Origin of the sequence: Ectobacillus panaciterrae DSM 19096 (assembly GCF_000430785.1) — a bacterium.
Lineage (GTDB): Bacteria > Bacillota > Bacilli > Bacillales > Bacillaceae_G > Ectobacillus > Ectobacillus panaciterrae.
The window spans coordinates 240,598-261,953 of sequence record NZ_KE387246.1; the positions used below are offsets into that span (position 1 = coordinate 240,598).

Annotated in this window: 19 protein-coding genes and 2 pseudogenes; 13 read left to right on the forward strand and 8 right to left on the reverse strand. The window is 40.0% G+C overall.

Annotated elements, in window-relative coordinates; translation table 11 throughout:
* Positions 1–8 precede the first annotated feature (8 nt).
* The 6 genes from H540_RS0123675 to H540_RS0123700 all read left to right on the forward strand — a co-directional run bounded on the left by H540_RS0123675 (position 9) and on the right by H540_RS0123700 (position 7,974).
* Positions 9–1,229 carry a hypothetical protein gene (locus H540_RS0123675; RefSeq protein ID WP_028402664.1) on the forward strand — a complete coding sequence of 407 codons (1,221 nt, stop codon included), beginning with the start codon at positions 9–11 and terminating at the stop codon, positions 1,227–1,229.
* Positions 1,219–2,127 (forward strand): tetratricopeptide repeat protein, encoded by a 909-nt coding sequence (locus tag H540_RS0123680; protein WP_028402665.1) that lies wholly within the window; start codon positions 1,219–1,221, stop codon positions 2,125–2,127. The genes H540_RS0123675 and H540_RS0123680 overlap by 11 nt, the downstream gene beginning before the upstream one ends.
* Before the next feature lie 2 nt (positions 2,128–2,129).
* Positions 2,130–3,956, forward strand: a complete 1,827-nt coding sequence (locus H540_RS0123685; RefSeq protein WP_028402666.1) for a DUF2194 domain-containing protein — start codon at positions 2,130–2,132, stop codon at positions 3,954–3,956.
* 1 nt (position 3,957) lies between these two features.
* On the forward strand, positions 3,958–5,385 hold the full coding sequence (gene pelF, locus H540_RS0123690; RefSeq protein ID WP_028402667.1) for a GT4 family glycosyltransferase PelF: 1,428 nt from the start codon (positions 3,958–3,960) through the stop codon (positions 5,383–5,385).
* Entirely contained in the window at positions 5,366–6,826 is a 1,461-nt protein-coding gene (gene pelG, locus H540_RS0123695; RefSeq protein ID WP_028402668.1) for an exopolysaccharide Pel transporter PelG, read from the forward strand. Before pelF ends, pelG begins: the two co-directional genes overlap by 20 nt.
* 308 nt (positions 6,827–7,134) lie before the next feature.
* Positions 7,135–7,974 (forward strand): glycoside hydrolase family 191 protein, encoded by an 840-nt coding sequence (locus H540_RS0123700; protein ID WP_162144555.1) that lies wholly within the window; start codon positions 7,135–7,137, stop codon positions 7,972–7,974.
* Positions 7,975–8,263: 289 nt separating this feature from the next.
* On the opposite strand, the gene H540_RS33590 is transcribed toward H540_RS0123700, so the two are convergent.
* The gene (locus H540_RS33590) at positions 8,264–8,506 is read right to left on the reverse strand and encodes a hypothetical protein (protein ID WP_155891128.1); all 243 of its coding nucleotides are present in this window, start codon (positions 8,504–8,506) and stop codon (positions 8,264–8,266) included.
* Positions 8,507–8,846: 340 nt separating this feature from the next.
* On the opposite strand from H540_RS33590, the gene tnpB reads away from it, so the two are divergent.
* Together tnpB and H540_RS0123715 are read left to right on the forward strand one after the other, a co-directional pair.
* Entirely contained in the window at positions 8,847–9,968 is a 1,122-nt protein-coding gene (tnpB, locus tag H540_RS0123710; protein WP_028402670.1) for an IS200/IS605 family element RNA-guided endonuclease TnpB, read from the forward strand.
* Between the two features lie 481 nt (positions 9,969–10,449).
* On the forward strand, positions 10,450–11,658 hold the full coding sequence (locus tag H540_RS0123715) for a macrolide family glycosyltransferase (RefSeq protein ID WP_028402671.1): 1,209 nt from the start codon (positions 10,450–10,452) through the stop codon (positions 11,656–11,658).
* 51 nt (positions 11,659–11,709) lie between these two features.
* Here H540_RS0123715 and H540_RS0123720 read toward each other — a convergent pair whose 3' ends face one another.
* The 5 genes and pseudogenes from H540_RS0123720 to phaQ all read right to left on the reverse strand — a co-directional run bounded on the left by H540_RS0123720 (position 11,710) and on the right by phaQ (position 14,940).
* On the reverse strand, positions 11,710–12,591 hold the full coding sequence (locus tag H540_RS0123720) for a protein-glutamine gamma-glutamyltransferase (protein WP_028402672.1): 882 nt from the start codon (positions 12,589–12,591) through the stop codon (positions 11,710–11,712).
* A 253-nt stretch (positions 12,592–12,844) separates the two neighbouring features.
* A complete protein-coding gene (locus H540_RS0123725; RefSeq protein ID WP_028402673.1) occupies positions 12,845–13,240 on the reverse strand; it encodes a hypothetical protein in 396 nt (131 codons plus the stop codon).
* Positions 13,241–13,760: 520 nt separating this feature from the next.
* Positions 13,761–13,922: pseudogene (locus H540_RS33595) on the reverse strand (hotdog family protein); the annotation flags it as partial.
* A gap of 9 nt (positions 13,923–13,931) precedes the next feature.
* A complete protein-coding gene (gene phaP, locus H540_RS0123735; RefSeq protein WP_028402674.1) occupies positions 13,932–14,456 on the reverse strand; it encodes a polyhydroxyalkanoic acid inclusion protein PhaP in 525 nt (174 codons plus the stop codon).
* 46 nt (positions 14,457–14,502) lie between these two features.
* On the reverse strand, positions 14,503–14,940 hold the full coding sequence (gene phaQ / locus H540_RS0123740) for a poly-beta-hydroxybutyrate-responsive repressor (RefSeq protein ID WP_028402675.1): 438 nt from the start codon (positions 14,938–14,940) through the stop codon (positions 14,503–14,505).
* A gap of 578 nt (positions 14,941–15,518) precedes the next feature.
* Between phaQ and H540_RS0123745 the strand changes: the two genes are divergently transcribed.
* The gene (locus H540_RS0123745) at positions 15,519–16,499 is read left to right on the forward strand and encodes a DUF1259 domain-containing protein (RefSeq protein ID WP_211241925.1); all 981 of its coding nucleotides are present in this window, start codon (positions 15,519–15,521) and stop codon (positions 16,497–16,499) included.
* A 611-nt stretch (positions 16,500–17,110) separates the two neighbouring features.
* On the opposite strand, the gene H540_RS0123755 is transcribed toward H540_RS0123745, so the two are convergent.
* Positions 17,111–17,749, reverse strand: coding sequence for a ribonuclease H1 domain-containing protein (locus H540_RS0123755; RefSeq protein WP_028402677.1), 639 nt, complete (start codon positions 17,747–17,749; stop codon positions 17,111–17,113).
* A gap of 262 nt (positions 17,750–18,011) precedes the next feature.
* Here H540_RS0123755 and H540_RS0123760 point away from each other — a divergent pair, with 262 nt between their 5' ends.
* Positions 18,012–18,200, forward strand: a complete 189-nt coding sequence (locus H540_RS0123760) for a hypothetical protein (RefSeq protein WP_028402678.1) — start codon at positions 18,012–18,014, stop codon at positions 18,198–18,200.
* A 161-nt stretch (positions 18,201–18,361) separates the two neighbouring features.
* Positions 18,362–18,541: pseudogene (locus H540_RS33600) on the forward strand (NADH-flavin reductase); the annotation flags it as partial.
* A gap of 186 nt (positions 18,542–18,727) precedes the next feature.
* Here H540_RS33600 and H540_RS0123765 read toward each other — a convergent pair.
* Positions 18,728–19,156: a hypothetical protein gene (locus H540_RS0123765; protein ID WP_028402679.1), complete on the reverse strand. Its 429-nt coding sequence runs from the start codon at positions 19,154–19,156 to the stop codon at positions 18,728–18,730.
* A 665-nt stretch (positions 19,157–19,821) separates the two neighbouring features.
* On the opposite strand from H540_RS0123765, the gene H540_RS0123770 reads away from it, so the two are divergent.
* The gene (locus tag H540_RS0123770) at positions 19,822–20,523 is read left to right on the forward strand and encodes an MgtC/SapB family protein (protein WP_028402680.1); all 702 of its coding nucleotides are present in this window, start codon (positions 19,822–19,824) and stop codon (positions 20,521–20,523) included.
* Between the two features lie 554 nt (positions 20,524–21,077).
* Positions 21,078–21,257, forward strand: a complete 180-nt coding sequence (locus tag H540_RS0123775; RefSeq protein WP_028402681.1) for a DUF3934 family protein — start codon at positions 21,078–21,080, stop codon at positions 21,255–21,257.
* Positions 21,258–21,356: the final 99 nt, after the last annotated feature.

The following is a 21,356-nucleotide window of genomic DNA, read 5'->3' on the forward strand; positions in this document are numbered from 1 at the left end:
AACGAGCTATGTACCATCGACAGGACAGGGCGATTCGAAAGCTCATAGAGGTTGTGATTGTGTTTCTTGCTGTTTTTTTTATAGATTCTCTCATCGCAGCAGACGTACGAAATCAGCCGAGTCCTTTTATCATTATTATTTTGCTGTTCAGCTTGCGATATGGATGGAAAACAGGTCTGCTTACTTTTCTTTTTACGCTTGGTTATTATGTGATTGCTGAAATACAGAACGGGGGAGATGTTCTCCTCCTCTTCTATAACACAAGCGAAAGCAAATGGTTTTTCTTATATTTCTTTCTTGCGATTACGGCGGGTGTGATGAGAACGGCATGGCAGGAACGATACGAGGATCTTCATTTTATAAATGAGGAAATGAAGACCGAGCTTTCATCCGTCCAAAAAGCAGCTGCTCAGTTAATAGCAACAAATAAAGTGCTGGAGCAGCGCTTGCTGCAATCGGAAACGAGCATATCTTCCGTGTATCAAATGATGAAGGCGCTGGATCAGGAAAATATAGAAATCGTGACGAACGAAGCCATCTCCATCTTATCTTCGTATTTTCAAGCGAATGCATTCGGCATCTATCATGTGGACAGCTCGCAGCGCACGCTTCGTATCAAGTTAAGACTGGGAAATCTGCCGCAAACGATTTTCATGGATGAAGCGAAGACATTTTATCATCGTCTGTTTACCGAAAAGAAAATTACTGTGAAGCGCTCGACAGATGAGGCGGCGGCTCCTGTTATTGCAGGACCGATTGTGATTCATGGAAGAATCCGGCAAATATTAATCATTTGGCGTATGGATTTTTATCATCTGACAGAGCATAATCTTCACCTGTTATATTGGCTGCTGCAAATCATTTCCGACAGTGCGGAGCGTGCTGAGACGAAAGCGCTTGTGAGAGAGCGGAGGAAATACTATCCGGAAACGTCCATTTATTATAAAAAATTTTTTGATGAGTATGCAGAAATTGAACAGCAGCGGTATGAGCAGTACGGTCAGCCGTACGCGACATTCGATTTGCATGTTGGAACCATCCATCACGATGATTTGGTGAAAATCAGCAGTGTGGCCGAGCGGTATTTGCGTGAAGTAGATAAGGTTGGATTTGAAGAGGACAGGTTGTTGTTTTTGCTGCCGGGCACAGAGCCGGAATATGTGGAGAGCTTGAGGCAGCGCATTTGGGGAAAGCTGCGGGAAGAGGTGAATCTTTTTCATGACGCTTAGTATCTATACAATCCCTGTGCTTGTGTTTTATATCATTCACGCGATCATTGTTCTGCTTGTTATCAAGGTGTTTGAGAGAAAGAAACAGAACGGCGTATACAAATGGATCGGTCTCATTAGCGTCTTCGTTCCTATACTGGGTACCATATTTGGATACTTAGCTTGGCTTTTATCTAAGTTTGTTGCAAACGATATCGTCCATTCTTATGATACATATACTGATTTTCAATTTTTCAACTATGATGAAGCAGCTATAGAAGCACGAAAGGATATGGAGTTAATGCCGTTTTTGCTAGGTCTTCACTCAGAAAAAACAGCTGTGCGTAAAGATTTGATTGTCCGATTGATGGATACATCCATCGAAAACCGCGGCAAATATTTAGACATGGCGCTGCACAATATGGATACAGAAACGGTTCATTATGCGGCTACGATAATAAATTATTTAAAAGAAAGCTATGAAAAGAGAATCGAACAGCAGGAGGGTGAGCTTTCCGCTATCAATCCGAGCAGCTACCTTCGTTTATGCGATACGTATCAACAATATCTTAACAGCAAAGTGGTCAACAGCTTTATGGAAGAGAAGATGTATGAGCAGTTTCAAAGAGTGGCAGAGGAAGCCATATTGTACTTTCCCGGTTATATGGAATTTTGGAATTATGCAGCGGTGGTGTATAAGAGATTAAATAAGCAAGAAAAAGCGCTGCATACGGCAAAGCTGATAATAGAACGATTTCCTGACAGATACGAAGGATATATGCGTGTATTAGAGCTGTATTTTGAACAAGGAGATTTTGCAAGCATTCCAAAGGTCTATCAGGCATTTATAAGAAATGTGAGCCAGGAAGAAATACCGTCCTCTTTAGAGCCCTTGCTGCAGCAGGTAAGGAGCATATGAGTATGAAGAGAAATTTGAAAACGATATGGATTGGCACAACGATTACGCTGCTGTTCTTCATTATTTTGTTTCAGCTGCTTCGGATGGATGTGCTCAATCGAATATTCACTGTACAGGAAAAGCCGCAAAAGAAAGTCAGCGTGATGACAAGCAGCAAGGCAGGTGCAGGGGAGCAGCTTATGGTTACGATTCTGGCGAAGCCGGAAGATGCCGCAAACGATTTAATTTTAAAAAATATCACATATGCTTTTACGTACGCAAAGGTGCCGTTTACATTCAAACGTCCAGAAGAGCTTAGACAGATAAAACCCTCCCCCTATCATGTAATTGTGACGACAACTGAAGCGGCAAATCAATGGCCGTATGATACGATTCGCAGCTTCGTCGAACAAGGAGGACGTTTGTACATCGCAAACCGCTTTTTTGATCCGAAATGGAATGACCTAACAGGCATTCAAGAAAATAACGGCTTTTTTAAAGAAGATATGTACGGACTATCCATTGAGAAGCCGTTCTTTCCCGGGTATAAAACGGTTGTTGATAAGAATGGTGCGATGCCGAACAGCATGATGAATGTCGTGCTGAAGGAAAACGCGCAAGTCTATGTAAAAGCTGAAGGCGTGCCGATGCTTTGGACATATGCGTATGGGAAGGGGAAAGTCGTATATTGGAATGCGACGTTTTTATCTACAAAAATGACACGCGGGCTGATCACACAGGCATTAGGCTTGGCGGTGCCGAAGCTCGTTACTGCGCAAGCGGCGGTGAAGGTTATGTTTATTGATGATTTTCCGGCACCTATTCCTTCAGGAAATACAGCTGCTATTCATCGCGATTATGACATGAGTACGAAGGCGTTTTTTGAAACAGTATGGTGGGATAACATGAAAAGCATTGCCAAGACGCAAAAGATCCTGTATACAACGGGATTTATCGGTACATACCGAAATGATACGTCGCTGCGAGCGTCTGATCTGATTAAAAACTCTCGCGATCAAATGGTGCGTTTCGGACGGGAATCGCTTCATATGGGAGATGAGCTTGGTTTTCATGGCTATAATCATCAGCCGTTGGTCACAAAGGAAGAACCGATAGACCCGGGACTTGGGTATACCCCTTGGCAGTCGCAGCAGCAAATGGAATACGCTATTGCCCAGGCGCGTACATTATTTTCGCACTACTTTCCAAAGCAAACGATTCGAACTTACGTACCGCCGTCCAACATATTGCGTGAAACCGGACTGCGCGCGCTGATGAAAGAGCTGCCAAGCTTAAAGATAATTGCTTCTGTATACGACGGCGCAGGTTTGCCTGGCGTGTTTGAGCAGGAATTCGGGCTGGACGATAATGATTTGTTTCATCTTCCGCGCATATCGAGCGGTTACGGTCAGCTGCCCGTAATGGAATTCGTCATCATGGACGCCATCGCAAACTTTGGCGTATTTTCTCATTTTATTCACCCCGATGACGTATTGGACGAGAGCCGTTCCGGCGGAGAAGGGTGGAGGGAAATGAGAAAAGGATTTGACGATCTTATGACGCGCGTGAATAAAACGTATCCGTATTTAAAGCCTTATACCGCTTCGGAAGCGCGAGAAAAACTGATGCGGTATAACGAATCCCGATTAGATGTGTACTATGGCGAAAATGAGATTGCAATTTCAGGAAAACAAATAGTCAATCCGTCAGATATTTTCATTCGGGTTGAACAGGGAAAGCAGTTAGATACGGGATCATTTGACGGCTATACAGTGAGAAAGCTCGGGACGGTATATGCGGTTGCCTTCACAAAGCCGTTTCTCACTATTCGCATGAAGGATGTGAAGTAGCTTGAAAATTGCGATTGTGGCAGAAGGAAACTATCCGTTTATTCGAGGCGGTGTCGCAAGCTGGGTGCACATGCTCATATCGAGCCTGCGGCATATTGAATTTGAGATCATTTCTATTATGCCCGAAGACTTTCAAGGGGATAAAGATTATAAGTACGATTTGCCGCGAAACGTGAATTACGTTTGGCTGTATAAGCTCAGAAAGAAGCCGAAAGGCCAATTCCTTCAGCCTAACTTATCGAAAGAGGATAAAGAAGCGGTATCGCGATGGCTTACGTTCGGGCACACGGCAGGAGAGGCTTTGACTATACTGGGAAATTCCTCGCGCCTCGGAACAGGAGAAGAGTTTTTGCACAGTAGAGATTTCTGGGAAATTGTCAAAGGCACATATGAAGAATCCGGACTGGCCAGCTCATTCATTGACTACTTCTGGATGTATCGTTCCATGTGCGCAAGCGTCATTTCGCTTCTGCAGCAGCCATTTCCAAAGGCAGACCTCGTGCATGCGGTGTCTACAGGATATGCAGGGCTGATTGCTGCACATATAAAGGAGCAGCAGAACATTCCCTTCATCTTGACGGAGCACGGCATCTATTCACGCGAGCGGGAAGAGGAAATATTGCGCGCATCCTGGATTCCGAATGTGTATAAGCAGCGCTGGATTCAATACTTTCATCATTTATCCCGGCAAGCATATAACAGCGCTGATGATATCATTACGCTGTTTGAACGGAACAGCCGTTATCAGGAAGAACTGGGAGCGCGGAAGGAAAAGCTGTATATCATTCCAAACGGTATTCACTATGACCGTCTTAGTACAGTTAAACGTATCGAGTCATCCAAAATATTAGAAATCGGAGCCATTGTCCGCGTGGTGCCGATTAAGGACATTAAAACAATGATTTATGCGGCGAGAATACTGGCGGATGAGAAGGTGCCATTTCGGTTGTCCATTTTAGGACCGCTGGATGAAGAACCGGCGTATGCCGAGGAGTGCCTAGAGCTTGTAAAGCGGCTCGGCGTAACACAATATGTCAAATTCCTCGGCCAAGTCAATATTATGGATTATTTGCCGCAGTTTGATTTGCTATTGCTGACGAGCATATCGGAGGGGCAGCCGCTTGCGGTGCTCGAAGGAATGGCGGCAGGATTGCCGTGGATTGTCACAGATGTTGGTTCGTGCTCAGAGCTCATTTTCGGAAGCGAAGGGGATGAATACGGACAAGCTGGTTTTGTTGTGCCGCCGGTCAATCCGAAAGCAATTGCCGAGAAGTGTAAATGGGTATATGAAAATCGTGAAGCTGCCGCACGATTCGGGCAAAACGGAAGGCTGCGGGTGAAGAGTGAATATCAGTGGGAGCACGTTGTTCATATGTATCGGACGCTCTATGAAGAAAGGGTGAAGTATAGTGGCCGGAATTGGTTTTAAAATGCAGAAGCTGTTCAAAGAGGATTATTTTTCATCCCGCATACGGGCATACGGCTTTGCCGGCCTTGTAACCGCCGGTCCGTGGCTGATTGTTGCTTTGTCCATTACTGTCATGCAGCGGCTCATTCATGCAATTGGGCTGATTGAGAATGTGCGCGAATTATTCATCATTTCCATTTCCTATTGCTTTATCTTCTCTCAAGTCATCTTCGGCACCCAGCAGCTGATTGTAACGCGTTACATAGCGGACGTCTTTTACGAGAAACGAACGGAAGACATTTATCCTGCTTTTCTAGGAGCTTCTAAGACTGCGGCTGCGGCCGCATTTCTTCTATGGGGCGTCTTTGCCCTCTATTCACCGCTGCCGTTTTTATATAAGCTGCTGCTGCTCATATTGTTTGTGATCATGAACCTCATTTGGATTTTATATATGTTCTTAACAGCCGCCAAGTATTATCAGCCGGTTGCCTACAGCTTTATTGCCGGGGGAATCGCCGGCATTGCAGCAGTTGCAGGTATCGTATCCAAAATAGATTTGAACAGCTTTCCCCGGCATGTCAGCGCGTTTTTCCTGCTCGGGGCATTTACGCTCGGCATGCTCATTACGTTATGCGCTTTGTTTTTCTCTTTGCTCATCAGCTTTCCGAAACGAGGAAGCAGCAAGCAATTTTCGTATTTTCAATACTATGATCGATACCCGTCGCTTTTTTGGACCGGGCTGCTGTATAACATAGGCGTTTGGGTGGGCAATTGGGTCATTTGGTTTGGCGAAGGCTCATCCTATATGGAAGGCTCGTTCCGTTACCATACACTTTACGATACCGCTATCTTTTGGTCGTATTTATCCATTGTTCCAACCATGATGATCTTTGTCATTTCTATCGAAACGCGCTTTTATCAAAGATACCGTACCTTCTACGGCTATATAAACGAGGGGGGGTCTTTGGGGCAAATTATGAAGGCCAAAGAGAACATGCAAATCGTATTGCGCCAAGAAATGGAACGGCTGCTTCGAAATCAAGGATTGTTTTCCCTTGGTTTGCTTGCTGTCATCCTCTATTTTGCCGCAGATTTGAGACTAAGCGAGCCGTTTTTAGGCATGTTTTGTCTTACTGTCGTCGGGGCGTTTGCCAACGGAATGGTGATGGTAATCAGCTTGCTGCTCTTATATTTTGAAGACCGCAAAGGAGCCTTATATACGAGCATCTTATTCTCCGCTCTTAATCTGATCTTATCGCTGCTCTTCTTACCGATGGGCTTTAATGGATACGGTCTGGGCTTCGCGCTCGGCTCTGTATTGACATTCAGCTTCTCAGCTTGGAGATTGCTGCAGTATGTAAGCGATATTGATTTTCATGCATTTACAGGTCAAGGCGCAATGAAACTCTCTGATAAGCGTATATTTGGAGATATCGGCAAGTTTTTAAATAAACGAGTGTAATAAAATCCTGTAAATTCCCTTATTGTGTAAAGTATGGATGATCCAGTAAACTGAAGATGGAACTATATACAAGTGAATAAAAAACCGTTGATAGTGGGGAGAGATTATCTGGCGACGTGCAGAAGCGGTCAAAGCTTTGTAGTGGTTCATGCAAGGGAGAAGAAGCATATCATATTCCCTTGTGGTTGCACATAGCACATGGACATGTCGAAATTATCATTCACTCATATATAGCATAGGTGATGGGCAAACTTGCTGAAAAGTCTGCGGAACCACCCATCCCCCCAAAAACGCAGGAGGAATTTATAGTGAAAGCAGCAAGGTTTATTGCATGTTTGATGTTTGCATTCGCAGCTTTTTTGCCAAATGGAGCAAGGGCGATGGAAACAGGAAATATGCCGAACGTATTGAACAGTATGAAGTCTTACAAAATCTTCTACAATGCGCCGAACAGCCAAATCATTTCTCAGCTCGGTACATATGATTTTGTTATGATTGAACCATATCATTACACAGCTGAACAAATTCAGAAAATCAAAGCAAGCGGCACACGGGTTTTCGGCTACATTAGCACGATGGAAGCGGCAAACTGGAACCAGCAGCTCATGGCGCAGTTTGAGCCGCAGGACTACTTCTACCGGGACGGGGAAAAAGTTCACTTTGCCCAGTGGGATTCTTATTTGATGGATATCGCATCTCCTCATTACCAGCAAATACTGATGAGTGAAATAGAGAAGAACATTGCGGCTAAAGGCTTTGACGGCATCTTTCTAGATACAGTGGGAGATATCGATAACGAGCATAGCGGGACTGTTTTGCAAACGCAGCGAGAGGGCATGAAGATGTTTCTGAAAGGGATAAAAGAAACATATCCCGGTATGGCGCTCATCCAAAACTGGGGCTTTGAAACGTTGAAAACAACGACAGCCCCGTATGTGAACGCGATTATGTGGGAGGATTTTAACTACAGCACTGTCGCGAAGGATCAGTGGTCGCTTGACCGTATACAAGATTTGCAAACATTACATAGTCAATACAACATTGAGGTGCTGACTGTTTCATGTGCTGAAAAAACGAAAAGCACACAATTAGCGCAAAAATATGGGTTTATTCATTATCATACGAACCGCGGGTATGATATTTGGTAGGGAGCAGGGCTTTAGAGCCTTGCTTTTTGTTTGGAAAAAGGCAGATCGGAAAAAAGCCAAAAAGAAATTGGCTTTTTCCTGTAGTGCTTATTGGGAATGCTGTAATCCTGCCGACCTCTGTAATCGTTCTGCGACTAACGCTTATGGGGTGCAAACTCTTCCGACAAGTTATCCAAGTCCAGAACCGCGCCTCATCAAACAATAGGATATATAATTCGTTTGTGTAAAGAAAAAAGGAAAGCAGATGGCTTTCCTCGAGAAATAGCATGATGAGTCAAACAGATGAGTGTTAATACATCCATGTGTGATGCATAAGTTCAAGTGGAGATGTTACATACCATGGATTCCAAGGGATTGAAGCAGGATAAGAAGGAAGATATGGCGTTGGAGAAGAACTAGTTGAATATATGGAATGTGAATACATGGGATAGGAGTGCTGCAGCGATTGGTGAACCGCATGAAGTGTCGCTTGTCCGGCACCCCATAGGATAGCGCCTGTTTGCCGTGCGTTGTTAAAGTATGGCATTACCATAATAATTCGTTTTACCTCCTTTATCTTTTGTAGGCGAGAAGACCCCATCCTCAAGAAATGGGAAGGGCGCAGCCTAATGAGTAGGGTGGGGATGAATCGCCTTCGGACAAGGGATGGCTATATGCCATCCCGATTGTCCGACTGTTCGAGTGCTGTTTGTAGAAGATACAGTATCATTTGTGCACGAGTGCCAAACTCTTTCTGTTCTTTGTAGAAATCTAATCTTTCCAATCGTGTGTTTGTAGGGAATGGAACATTCGTTTGTTTTTTCTCTGATTTTCCTTCTTTTTCCAATTTATGCGTGTTATACTACCTACATGGAAAAAGGAGGTGAAGTACCATGTTAGTCAACAAGGCATACAAGTTCCGTATCTACCTCAACAAAGAACAATCCACCTTAATCAATAAAACAATTGGTTGCAGTCGCTTTGTATTCAATCGCTTCCTCACCCTATGGAATGATGCCTACAAGGCAACAGGTGAAGGTTTGACGTACAACTCTTGCTCGAAACAGCTCACAGCGCTTAAAAAAGAAGTGCCATGGCTGAAAGAAGTAGACAGCGTTGCCTTGCAATCCTCCCTCAAGAACCTTGACGATGCGTTCAAACGCTTTTTCCAAAAACAGAATGACGCACCGCGATTCAAAAGCAAACGAAACAAAGTCCAATCCTATACCACAAAGCATACAAATGGAAACATTGCGGTAGAGGGCAATTACATCAAGCTCCCTAAGCTGGGCCTTGTTCGTTTTGCCAAAAGCCGTGAAGTGGAAGGACGTATTCTGGGTGCAACAGTAAGACGAAATTCATCTGGCAAATACTTTGTGTCCATCTTGGCAGAAGTGGATGTACAACCAAAACAGAAAACGGAATCAAGCGTTGGCATTGACTTGGGATTAAAAGACTTTGCTATTTTAAGTACAGGAGAGGTATTCTCCAATCCAAAATGGTTTCGTATATTAGAGGACAAATTAGCGAAAGCCCAGCGTGTTCTGTCCAGACGCACCAAAGGTTCTGCTAATTGGAACAAACAACGCATCAAAGTTGCTCGTATCCATGAGAGAATTGTGAATGCCAGAACAGACTACTTGCAGAAAATCTCTACCTATGTGGTCGAAAACCATGACCTCATCGGCATTGAAGATTTGCAGGTGTCAAACATGCTGAAGAACGGCAACCTTGCAAAAGCCATCAGTGAAGTAAGCTGGTCGCAGTTCCGCACGATGTTGGCGTACAAAGCCAAATGGTACGGCAAGCAAATCGTCGCTGTGTCCAAGACATTTGCAAGCAGCCAGCTATGCTCATGTTGCGGCTACAAACATAAAGACGTGAAGAATCTCAATTTGCGTGAGTGGACATGTCCATCTTGCGAAACATATCACGATCGAGATTTGAACGCAGGACAGAACCTTAGAAATGAAGCGATTCGTCTCTCAACCGTCGGAGCGACGGGGGTAGCCTAATCCATAACTGGCCGATAGGCTGGTGTTCTTAGGAATCCCCCACTTCAAGGAGCGTTAGCGAGTAAGTGGTGGGTAGTTCAAGTGAAAAAGAACCGTGCATGCTGTTTTCCGTTTTTATAAACGATTGGTTAGTTCTCTTTTACATGTTATGTCGATGTCCTGAACAAAGAGCTTATTTCATTGAGATTGATTGCTGTTTCAGGATGTTTATATAGGATTTTAAGTAAGTGTATTCACGTTGGGATGAGGTTTTTAATATTCGGCTGTACTTCCGATAATCTGGGTTATGTGTACAAAGCTCATATTTAACAACAAGATAGCCAAAGTACATTGAAAAAGGAAGATTTTTCTCTTGAATCCAGAAAAATGAATACTAGTTTATAGTTTCGTGTAATAAATCGATACATAGTTATTGTTTACAAAATACACCAATCGGTCGCATAATTAACTCTATTAATTATTATTAGAAGGAGAGAGGATTATGGCAAAAGTTCTTGTTTTCAACTTTCCGGGAGAAGGGCATATTAATCCAACAATTGCACTTGTAGAAGAATTAATACAAAGAGGCGAAGAAGTCATTTACTACTGTGTAGAAGAATATAGAAATAAGATTGAGAAAACAGGAGCCGCATTTCGTTCTTACGAAAACTTTCTATCGCAGATAGATATTATGAAAAGGATGAACGAGGGCGGAAATCCTCTGGAAATGGCATTGCGTGTAGTGACAGCTATGGATAAAATCATAGCTGATATTTTAAATGAAATAAAAGAAGAAGTGTATGATTATGTCATCTATGATAATAATTTTGCTGTAGGATGGATCGTAGCTGATATATTAAAACTACCAAAGATTTGTTCTTGTACAACATTTGCTTTCAATGAATACGTATTCTCTGGTTTTATGAAAAATCGAGGAGAAATAGATAAGAAATCTCCTATGTATCAGGCCGTTGTAGATATCTTAAAGAAATGGAAAGCTACATATGGCATCGTTTTCAATGGTATTCAAGATATAATAAACCATCCTGGAGATATTACTATTGTATTTACATCAAAACTTTATCAGCCGCAGGCGGAAATGTTTGATGACTCATTCATATTTGTCGGTCCATCGATTGCAGCACGTAAGGATGTAGAGCATTTTCCTTTTGAAAAAATTCAAACAGATAAGCTGATTTATATTTCTATGGGAACTGTATTTAATCAACAGCCGGAATTATATAATACGTGCTTTGAGGCATTCCGGGAAAGTCAAGCTACTGTCGTATTAGCTGTAGGGAAAAAGACAGATATTAGTCAATTTAAAAATATTCCTTCTAACTTTAGAGTATATAATTATGTACCTCAGTTAGAAGTGCTGCAACGTGCTGATGTATTCGTTACACATGGGGGAATGAATAGTTCCAGTGAAGGGCTATATTTTGGTGTTCCCCTTGTAGTCATTCCGGTTATGGGAGATCAGCCAGTAATAGCGAAACGAGTAGAAGAGTTAGGGGCCGGCTTACAACTGGATCGTAAACAACTTACTGCAGACGTATTGCGTGATGCAACAGAGCGCGTATTACATAATCCTCTATTTGCAGAAAATAGCCGTAAAATCGGAGATTCCTTGCAGAAGGCTGGAGGATATAAAAAAGCAGCAGATGAAATCTTTAAGTTTAAACAGCAAATTCAAATTTCATCTAAATAATGAGTCTATCTTTATAGCTTTTATCATAAATTAGGCGAGAATACCCCCACTTCAAGGAGTGAGTAAGTGGGGGAGGTTCATATGGGTTATATTATTGTACACCGTATTTAAAAAGAACCTATATTGATCAAATGAAATCGAACTTGTGTTATGTGAGATGACTATATGTTGATATTTATGAATCGAATAATCTCGTTGCCACATCGAAATTTTCGCCAAATGGTTAAAAGACAGCTTTGTAACTAAATTTGTCAGATAGGCTGATTGATTTGCTCCCGGCTTTCTCTTTTTATTTAGAACATGAATTATTTGTTCAGCTGTTCCTATTCCTATTCCATGTCCAAAATATGTACCATCTTCAAGAACAACGGCATTTTCTCCTATCCACTGAGGAGTTTGCGGATTAAAGTCCGGGTTATTAAAATATACAACATCTCCAGGTAAAACATAGTCAGTATAATTTGTTTGTAATCCGAGGTCAGGATCAAAATGCCAGCTGTATAGATAGATGTTGTGGAATAATTGATTAAAAAAATATGTGCCAATTACGTTTAGGACCGCATGGTAATAGATAATGAGCTTCGCCGTTGCACATTCAAACGCATATTGTGAACTGTTCATGTAAATGTCTTGAATCGCATCAGATGGTTTTACCCCATACCGCAGCAGGAATCCGCCGGTACTCGTCAAATGCCAGTATTGAGGATTGCAACTGGATTTTTCAAATACTTCAAACCGCACTTTGCTCCGATTCAGAGCTCTTGCACTTAATATGATATTTTTTCGTAACTTAAGCTCAAACGATAATTCATTTATGGACTGATACGAATAAACGACTTGATCTTCATTTATCCGTTGCATGATTACACTTTCAATGCTGTCAGACGGCCACATGTCACTTTGTTGAAAGGGCATCCCCAATAGTTGAATCATAATATAGCTCCTTCCAAGCTTAAGTATTAATTCATATTATTACCCAGCATATTCAAACATTGCTCTGATATGTAATTTTCACAAATAAAACAACCCGTCATTTTTTAGGCAGAACTCCTGTATTTTCTCGTTCCATCGCTTATACTTCGATTCTTAAAGGTATATTTCACTCTTCAAAAGGATAGATAAGCTTTAAATGAACTGCCCAATAATTTTAAGCTCTGCTTATGCAGAGCTTTTTTATTTTATTTCTTTAGATTGTTCTATTTCCCATAGGTGAAAAATTAAAGAAAGTAATCTCTGTATACTTAGATTCAACTTTCAATTCTTCTTCGAATAAGCTTTCGACCAGGCACTTTGTCCAAAACTCAAACAGCGCTCGCCCGAATTCACCTTCATGTCTAGTGGATGACATTTCTACTCCTGATTCGTCATTTTCGTAGTTGTATTCTAAAACTAAGTTGTCAAATGCAAAAACAGCGTAAATTTTCCCATTGTATTTATGAAACTCTATATCTAAAACCTTAATGGAGGTTGATTCTATGTATGTCTTTACTGTGGAGCGAAAAGCGCTTTCAAACCTTTCAGCTAAATGTTCAGTATCTTTTAAAATACTTAATCCAACATGACCTTCAATTCTATTTAACAAATTAACCCCTCCTTGTAATTTATACCTAAATTATATAATAGAAAGAAGGGTTCTGGCACAAACCTCGAATGCTGTCAAAATATATACAAAATATGAATATATTTCCGAACATTTAAGTATATTGAAACGTGGAAATTAGGAAAAACATACAGGATTCCGAATAAATGTTTCATTTGACAGAGTAATATTCAGGTTACATTAATTGTCCAATTCTTTTTGCACCAGAACCCTCTTCAACATATATTGAAGTACATACTGCTGCAATTGTAGGTAATGCTCCAGAACGTATTGCTGTAGAGGTTTAGAGATTTTTCACTTTTGATAATCACATGTTATGTAACCTTCACCAGTAAAGGTGGAGGTTTTTTCAATAGCTGAAAACGAATCAGCTAATTGTACATACTATCTTTCAGGTCAGATAGTACGTTCAGGTTTTTTGGTAGCAGCATCTAGCCGGTGGAACTTAAACATGCCCCCAATTTTATCCTCTCTTAATTACATGAAAAAAGAGTAGCCGAGGCTACTCCATTTTCAACGTTGCTGCTGTTCCTTCCACAACCAAGTTATCATATTGATTGTAGACGTTCGTTTGCAATGTAATAATTTTTTTGTCATCTCGTTTTTGAATCACTTCCACAATGACACGGATTGTATCTCCGATTTTCACTGGTGATATAAAGCTACATTTCTCTTATCTCACCGAAAGGACTACTTGTTTAGCACTTTCTTCGAATTTCTTCACCAAATCGAGTTGCGTTGCTCGCAGTCCTTGTAAAAAATCTTCCATTTGTTTTTGTACATCTTCGCGTTGCTGCTGTTGCTGGGAAAGCCATTGCTTCATTACGTCTTCAAATTGTCCGCTTGTTTGAGAAAGCAAGGACAAAGATGATTTTGCAGGGGACGAGGAGATATGCTCCATTTGCTGGGATAGTTCATTCCATTTCTCTTGCCACTCATCGATTTGAGAAGCGAACTGTGTGCCTGCAAATTGCTTCATATAGTCTGTATATTGCGTACTCATTTGAGACGTATATTGCTTCATTTCCTGTTCCATTGCTTCTAAGCCTTCTGTCATTTTATAAAATGCTTCTTGCTGTTGCTTCACGGTTTCAATTGTAAAATCTTCCATTTGTTTTCCGACAGAAGTAAGTAAAGAAAGAGAGTGCGACCAGTTGTTCCAAAATGCTTCGACTATTTCATATGTTTTAGCTTCCATGACGTACGTAACCCCCAAATATTTATTTACATATTGTGAATGCAGATTATTCTGCAGAACCACCATTCTGTTTGTCTTTTTCTTTGGTGCTTGGAAATGGAAAGAATGCGCTGGTGTATAATCTGAAGAACGTGCCCAGCATGTTTTGGTACTGTTCAAATGAATAGGCAGAGGTTTTTAAGTATTTCTCACCGTACTCTGTTAAAGAGTAGATGCGTTTAGCTGGACCGCCTTCGCTCGTGTCCCATGTAGAGGAAATCAAATGATCCTTCTCAAGCTTTCGCAGCGTTCGGTACACGTTACCCTGGTCGATAGAAGAAAATCCCATGTCTATCAGCATTTGAATCAGTTTGTAGCCGTGAAGACTCCAATCTTTTAGGCAGAGAAGCAAGAAAGGAACAAGGAAGTTTTTCGGCATCGAGTTTAGCGTCTTAGCTTGAACTTCTTCAAGAAGTTCGTCCTGTTCTATGTCATTTTTTAGCATGATTGTATATCACCTCATGAACAACTTAGGAAATGAATAGTAATTATTCCTTATATGTGTAATCTACACCTATATGTTTCAAAAGTCAACGTAAATATTTGAAGATAATAATGACTCAATTTCAAAATTAGTTTTTTTAAAGCTTATATTTGTGGAATTTCGTGAAATAATTTTTGAAAATTCTTGATGTCCATCTGTGTAGTGGTAAAAATCAACACTCATGAACTGCATTATTTTGGATCCCGATGTCAAAAATGACTACACACAACACTAAGCAATTTGTCCCGAAAGTCAAAGATTTATTACATACTTGGGGAGCTTGATGGCGATACCCCAGTCTATAAAACACAAAAGACGAGGTCGATTCCTCGTCTTTCATGTGCATATGATTACATTTCCTAATTAAAGATTAGCAAATGTAGGTTATTTTCAAATGGTTTGTTTATGAATTTTATGTAAATTTCACATGAATACAGTATACACTGTTATATATTAAAACCTCCTTGTAAGAAAAGAATAACTTTAGTATTTTGTTATCAAAATAAATAAAGAATTCTATAAGTAGAGGCGGTTTTACGGTGTTTCATAAAAATAAAATCATAATAGGCTTATTTCTGGTTTTAGTATTAATTATTATTGTAAACATTACGTTAAATAATAATTTGAGGATAAATTCGAATCCAAAAATAACTACTATGGCTAATGTTTCTCAACAAAGTAATTGGCAATTGATTAAAGAAGTAATTGGAAAAGACGGAGAAATAAAAACAGGGAACGTATATTATATTAGCCTTCCAAGAACAGACCTAAAAGTTGAAATTAATGGTATCCCATTACATTCTTCTTTTGCACTTGGATCTTGGCTCGCATTTAAAGAGATAAACGACGGGGTAATGGTAATGGGCGATCTCGTTCTTACCGAAGAAGAAGTTAATCTAGTTATGAATGAGTTGATAAAAGGTGGAATAGAAGTGACTGCTTTACATAATCACCTACTGGGTGAGTCACCTAATATTATGTATATGCATATACAGGGGCATGGAGAAATAGTCAATTTAGCAAAAACACTTCGTGCCAGCCTAATCAAGTCGAATACACCATTAAAAGACAGTCAAGCTCATTCAACTGGAGAATTTAAATTAGAAAAAGAACAGATTGACAACATTTTTGGTAAAAAAGGAACGATAAGTAACGGTATCTATAAAATAAGTTTTCCACGTGTTGAAAATATTATTGATAAAGGTATGATTATTCCTCCTTCAATGGGCATTGCAACAGCAATCAACTTTCAACCAACTGACAAAGGGAAAGCTGCCATTACAGGAGATTTCGTGTTAACGGCAAAAGAAGTCAATTCTGTTATACGTACCTTAAGGAAACATAATATTCAAGTAACAGCATTACATAACCATATGTTGTATGAAAAACCACGTCTTTTCTTCTTACATTTTTGGGCAAATGATAACGTAATAAAGCTGGCAAAGGGGCTACGAGAAGCTATTGAAAATACAAATTCAATAAAGGGGGAGGAACAGAAAAACGCGGATTTACCACGCTAAGGAGGAAAAGTGGTCAAAAGGACGATTTTTAACCACGTTAAGCCATTTTCATAGGATTGCTGGTCATATTCCATAAAGGTCTATCTTTTCGAACAGATGAACTTCTGATAACACTGATTGTGTAAACACCCCCTACCTTTTTCAGATAGGGGGGAGATGTATAACACATGTAAAATCAATCTCTACCTAGCTTACTATAAATATAAAAAGGTTTCCTTTTCGCAGGCAGCTCTGAATAAATAGAATTATTTTGAAATATAGGATATCAATTCTTCAAAAACATCAATTTGGTCTGTAATAAGGAAAACAGGAAGGAACAATATAGCTAAGGCTACAACCAGATTGGACCCAATACCAATCCTACAAAACTTTTTTAAGAAATTCATAGTATATCCCCCCTGTGTATTATTTTTATTAGTATAATCGTTATTACGTTAAAAATCTACAATATTTAAGAAAATTAAGAAAATTAAAATAAATCAGAACGGATTTTGATAATGATATTTGCACCAGAACCGTATAGAAAAGCAAGTTTTTCTCTCTATTTCCGTAAAGAAAAGGATGTCTTACATATGCTGTACCAGCATCCAAGACATCCTCTCTTAAGACCATTACTTCCGTCCAAAGTCCGCTTTAATCTCACCCAATCGCGCCGTATCCCATTTCAAAATTTTATTCGAATACGTATTTTCCCGCAGCCACTGCTCGGCGCGCTCCACTAAAGTCCAAACCTGCTCTGTGCTCTTGTCTCGCCGTAAAGACGTATTCGCCTTCTTATTCCGCACCCAAGACAATGCCGTTTTGGAATCCGTATAAATCGTCGTCTGCAAGCCTTTTTGCTTCAGCATGGATAGCGCATGCACAATCGCAAGAAACTCCCCGATATTATTCGTTCCAAGCGCCGGACCGAAATGAAACAACCTCGCACCCGTCTTTGTATCCACACCTTGATACTCCATCATCCCGGGATTTCCGCTGCACGCCGCGTCAACGGAAATGCTGTCCTCCTCAATCGTATCAGCTGTATCAAAAAGCTGTATTTGCTTAGAAGCAGCCGGCTTTCGTGCAGCAGCAGAAGGGGAAGAGGATGCGCCGTTTTTATATGCCTCATTTGCTTCTGCCAGGGAAGGGAAGGACTTGAACCGCGCACCGGTAAAGCCTTTCGTCTGCGCCTCGCATTCAGCCCAAGTGTTGAAAATGCCTGTTTTTCGTCCTTTCCAGACGACGTAGTATTTTTGTTTTGGAGCCATAGAGGTTCCTCCTTTATATATTCTCGTACCATAGACTTCTACTAGTATAGCGCATTTCTTATCTGTTTCTCCAATATGAATCTTCCCAACTTCCTTGCTTACGCGATCCGTAGATACGTTCTCTTTGTTTCTTTCGGGATATGACGCATCTCTCCGTACAGTTCTTTTGCCAAGATGCTGCATGCGCTATGAATGTCCCGGTGTTCTTCGTATTTCTACTATGGTATAATTTGGAGAATAATTGATATGGGAGGTTATTCCGATGACAAAGATATTCTTTGGCATATTGATGGCACTTGTTCTGTTTGGAGAGCTCTTCTTTTGGTTTTTAGCAGGTATGGATTCGGGAAGCAATCGCATTTCACTTAAACAGAAGGCAGGGCTGTATGCGGTTCTGCTTATCGTTTCAGGCGTTGTGTACTTTGTGTTGTTGGATAATAGGGGGGCATAATCTTTCCCGCCAGAGACGGCGGGCTGTTGCTGTTACCTTAGAAAAGGGGGAGCAAAGTGTGGTTATTGGATTTGATTATCATTATATTCAGTATAGTGGGATTTCGTGCTATACGCTCCATCTACTCTTTACCGTTACACTGGGCTACTCTGTAAAAATATATTGACTGGACACTTGTGCGTTTACCATTTGTTGTTGAAGGTTCAGAAACGGGTAAAGTAAAGGAAAATTTAACCGATATGCCAGGCGCAAAAATTACTAATGCAGATATAGCAAATTTTATCATTAATCAGGTTAATGATAGAAAATATGTAAGGAAAACTCCATTTATCGCAAACTGACTGATATTAATGGTTTGAGAAAAAATATTCTTGTTGACAGTTGGATAAGCATAAGAGACTTACAAGTGTGGAAGTCTCTTTCTTTTATAAAAATCAACAATAATTTTTAACAGCCTTAAAATACGTTATTGAAGCTGTATCGTTCTTCGCTATAGAATTTCTTTAATTAGCTATGAGATAGGAAAATCATTGTAAAGTTATCACTTTAGCAGTTACGATCTTACCATCTCTGTGAAGTTCCAATCTGTAATCTCCTTTTTCAACTGTACTTGTATCAAATTCAGTACTGTAACCTGAAACTCCATAAGAATCTTCATATACTTTTTCTAGCACTATTTCCTTTGTTGATGCCTTTTTCATAATTAAATGTGCACTTTGTTTTGACGGTTTCTCCACCATTTTTGTATATGTAACAACTATTTGAACTGTTTCGCCTTTCTTTACAACATCTGTAGAATCATTTACTTTTTGAGTTTCATCATCAATAGTGTGCCCCACCTGAATTTCATCCTGTTTTACTACAAAGGCTTGATTAAATTTATAAACAAATAGGGAAAATAAAATGATTAAAATTCCTAATATTAAAATTAAAAGTTTTACTTTAAATATCTTCAACTCTCTCCCTCACTCAGTCTATTTTGTTGATATCCATAAATCAAAATGAATACATAAACACACCCGCTTAAAAAATATAATATGGTGCTACGTTATAGTCAATCCTCTCTTATTTTACCAACTGGCTGTCTTTATTAAGCTATCTAGGGCTTACGTCATGCTTATTGGGAAGTTACTATATATCCTAAATGAATTTTTAACATGAAGTTGGATTTTATCCATATTTTCGTTTTATACAACACAACATAAACATTTTTAAAACACGATTTTTTTAACGGGTAGCATTAGTTGAACGAAAAAACGGATAAATCCTTTTGGATATATCAGCTAAATTACTTATATTTGGTTGGTTTCTGTGAAAAATTTGGAGAAACGGCGGATGCTCATAATAAATCTCCTCTCCTTCTAGGGATAAAATCATGATTAAAACAAAACAATAAGTAGCAATCATTTCTGTAGAATAAATGTTATGAAGATGAGGGATAAAAAAACGTCTTTTTATAGTGGGAGAGATCATCCGGCGATGTGCAGAAGCGGTCAAACCTTTGTAGTGGTTCATGCAAGGGTAAACGAGAGAGAAGAAGCATACCATACTCCCTTTTCGTTGCACATAGCACATGGACATGTCGAAATTATCATTCACTCATATATAGGTGGTGAAGAATATGGTGTGGCAAGATATGGTGATTCGTTTATGCATAGCTATATTTGCAGGAGCATTTATTGGAACAGAACGTCAATGGCGCCATCGGATGGCTGGTTTAAGAACTAATGCTCTTGTTTCATTAGGTGCGTGTTTATTTGTCTTATTGTCAGTCATGGTAGTAAAAGAATCTAGTCCTACACGTATTGCTGCTCAGGTTGTTAGTGGAATCGGCTTTTTAGGCGGTGGAGTAATTATTCGAGAGGGGTTTAGTATTCATGGATTAAATACAGCCGCTACCTTATGGTGTGCAGCCGCAGTAGGGACCCTTGTAGGATCAGGATTTCTTACAGCGGCAATTTTAGGCTCTTTTGGAGTTTTGTTAGCTAATATCTTACTTCGTCCAGTAGCATTATTCATGAACAAAAAATCAACAGGTCAAATGCCAGGTCATATGAACTATGTATTATCTGCAACTTGTTTAGATAAAGATGAATCACATATTCGAGCTTTATTAATGCATATGGTAAATACAGAAGGGATTGATTTAAAGGAGTTGTATAGTGAAGATATTGAATACGGTAAAAAAGTAACAGTACGAGCGTCGTTGCATTGTGATGCAACAAAAGCTGTTCTCATCGAAAAACTAGTAAGCCAACTTAGCTTAGAAGCTGGTATAACAGCCATTGGATGGAAATCTCTTCCTGAACAAGAAGCTGAGTAATGCTTGCGCAAACAACATCATTTCGGATAATAAGTGGTGCAGTTTGAGAGATGCAGCGTGAAACGTTAAAGAAACTATATATAACTGAATAAAAAAATTGTCTTTTTATAGTGGGGCGAGAGCATCCGGCGGCGTGGAGAAGCGGTCAAACCCTTGTAGTGGCCCATGCAAGGGTAAACCATAGAGAGGAAGTAAGTGCCAATGCCGTTTTGTTCGAAATAGCAAATGAAAACGTCGAAATTATAAATCATTTATACATAGTCAGTTATATATAGGAATGAAAAAAGGACTGAGCGCAGATGATTTTTTCGTGCTCAGTTTTTTTAGGATCTGTTAAAGCACAATGTTGATTTTCGCCCTTTTCTTGTTCAACTGACGGATCAGGTTAGTTACAGAAGGGAATTGAGTGTAATCGACTTTTAAAATTGTTTATTGTTTCAACACAAACTGTGATAATATTATATCTTTCATCATACTTGGTTAATAACCGAGTATGATGGATAAAACTAACCAACGATAGATAGCTCAATGTACAATAATAATGGAGTGATTATATGAGTAAAGCTAAGGGTAAAGGCGGAACAGGTAGAGGAACGGGCAAGAAGGGCTGGAGTCGATGGCAAGCTAGTGCCAATAAAGCAAAGAGCGCCAAACCTTATACAAGCAAAGGAGTTAAAAATTCGGATGGCGCAAAGACCGCCAGCAATAATAAAGATGACAAATCCGGAATATAGCAACTGCTGAATAAATACCATTTCCTTAATGAACGAACGGGTGCGTTAGTTGAAGAAGACGTACAAAAGGACCAAAAAAATTGGTCCTTTTCTTTTTTT

Coding starts and splice junctions, on each gene's coding strand:
- H540_RS0123675 (WP_028402664.1), top strand. CDS start 9: ATGTACCATCGACAGGACAGGGCGATTCGAAAGCTCATAGAGGTTGTG.
- H540_RS0123680 (WP_028402665.1), top strand. CDS start 1,219: ATGACGCTTAGTATCTATACAATCCCTGTGCTTGTGTTTTATATCATT.
- H540_RS0123685 (WP_028402666.1), top strand. CDS start 2,130: ATGAAGAGAAATTTGAAAACGATATGGATTGGCACAACGATTACGCTG.
- H540_RS33590 (WP_155891128.1), bottom strand. CDS start 8,506: ATGGTAATGCCATACTTTAACAACGCACGGCAAACAGGCGCTATCCTA.
- tnpB (WP_028402670.1), top strand. CDS start 8,847: ATGTTAGTCAACAAGGCATACAAGTTCCGTATCTACCTCAACAAAGAA.
- H540_RS0123715 (WP_028402671.1), top strand. CDS start 10,450: ATGGCAAAAGTTCTTGTTTTCAACTTTCCGGGAGAAGGGCATATTAAT.
- H540_RS0123720 (WP_028402672.1), bottom strand. CDS start 12,591: ATGATTCAACTATTGGGGATGCCCTTTCAACAAAGTGACATGTGGCCG.
- phaP (WP_028402674.1), bottom strand. CDS start 14,456: ATGGAAGCTAAAACATATGAAATAGTCGAAGCATTTTGGAACAACTGG.
- phaQ (WP_028402675.1), bottom strand. CDS start 14,940: ATGCTAAAAAATGACATAGAACAGGACGAACTTCTTGAAGAAGTTCAA.
- H540_RS0123755 (WP_028402677.1), bottom strand. CDS start 17,749: ATGGCTCCAAAACAAAAATACTACGTCGTCTGGAAAGGACGAAAAACA.
- H540_RS0123760 (WP_028402678.1), top strand. CDS start 18,012: ATGACAAAGATATTCTTTGGCATATTGATGGCACTTGTTCTGTTTGGA.
- H540_RS0123770 (WP_028402680.1), top strand. CDS start 19,822: ATGGTGTGGCAAGATATGGTGATTCGTTTATGCATAGCTATATTTGCA.
- H540_RS0123775 (WP_028402681.1), top strand. CDS start 21,078: ATGAGTAAAGCTAAGGGTAAAGGCGGAACAGGTAGAGGAACGGGCAAG.